This is a genomic window from Rhizobacter sp. P3_B12, from assembly GCF_056402895.1.
The window spans coordinates 1-1249 of record NZ_JBFUGN010001378.1 but is presented as its reverse complement, the minus strand read 5'-3'; the positions used below and the strand labels follow the sequence as shown (position 1 = coordinate 1249).

The 1249-nt window shown below is 72.4% G+C and carries 2 protein-coding genes; both read right to left on the bottom strand.

Going from position 1 to position 1249, the window contains the following annotated elements; translation table 11 throughout:
• Positions 1–26 precede the first annotated feature (26 nt).
• A complete protein-coding gene (locus tag AC1D01_RS35400; protein ID WP_477874302.1) occupies positions 27–668 on the bottom strand; it encodes a response regulator in 642 nt (213 codons plus the stop codon).
• On the bottom strand, positions 665–1249 hold a 585-nt coding region (locus AC1D01_RS35395; RefSeq protein ID WP_477874300.1), incomplete at its 5' end, for a sensor histidine kinase. The genes AC1D01_RS35395 and AC1D01_RS35400, both read right to left, overlap by 4 nt.

Here is a 1249-nt window from a genome sequence, read left to right as displayed (position 1 = left end):
GACTTGATCCACGCGTATCGGACCCGCTAAAAACCCGCCGTACTGATCACCTGATGCCGGATCGCCAAGTGCACCAGCGCGGCAGATGTAGCCACGCCGAGCTTGTCCTTGATCGCCGTCTGCAGGTTCGCCACCGTCTTCGGGCTGAGCTTCAGCACCTCGGCGCAGGCGCCGGCCGAGTGGCCTTGCGCGAGCAGCCGGAACACCTCGAACTCACGTGCGCTCAGCTCGGCCAGCCGGCCGGCCTCGTCGTGCGGATCACGTTCGAGCAAGCCCGCTGGCAACTCGCGCCCCAGGTAGCGGCGCCCGGCATGCAGTTCGCGCACCGCATCGACCAGGCACTCGGGCGCACTGGCCTTCGTCAGGAAGCCGCGCGCGCCGGCCTGCAGCGCGCGCCGCACCAGCACCGGCGCATCGTGCATGCTGAACACCAGCAGCCGCGCCTGCGCGTCGCGCAGCAGAACACGGCGCAGCAGTTCGAGCCCCCCGCCCCCGGGCATCGCGAGATCCGTCACCAGCACGTCGGGCTGATGCGCGATGAAGGCCGCGCAGGCCTCGTCGGTGTCGCCGGCCTCGGCCACCACCCGGATGTCGCCTGCCTGGTCGAGCAGCCGCAGGTAGCCGCTGCGCACCACCGGGTGGTCGTCGGCGAGCAGCACGCGGATCATGCGGGCGCCTTCTCGGGCAATGCGGCAGCCGGTCGGAACGCAACCGGCATCGGCACGCGCAGCACCAGCTGCACCCCAGCGCCGGGCGACGCACGCACCTCCAGCTCGCCACCCAGCGCCGCGGCACGCTCGGTGGCACCCAGCAGCCCGAGGCCACGCGTGGCGACGGCCAGGTCCATGCCCCGGCCATCGTCCTCCACGCTGAGCTGCAGCTCGCCCTGCGCGCTGCGGCCCAGCTTCACGTGCACCGCGCTCGCGCGTGCGTGGCGCATCACGTTGGTCAGGGCCTCCTGCGTCACGCGGTAGAGCGCGATGTCGACCGCATCGCCCAGCTCCCGCGGCAGCGTCTCGTGGTGAAAGATGCAGGGCACGCCACTGCGCTCCTCCCACGCCTCGCACAGCTCCTGCAGCGCGTCGACCAGGCCCAKCTCGTCGAGGTTGGCCGGGCGCAGCCGGCGCAGCATGCCGCGCACCGACTGGTAGAGCTGCTGCGCCGCGCGGTCGGCCCGCTCGACGGATGCCAGCGTGGCCGCCCGGTCGGCCGCGCCGCACAGCCGGATCAGGGCTGTCTCGGCACGCAC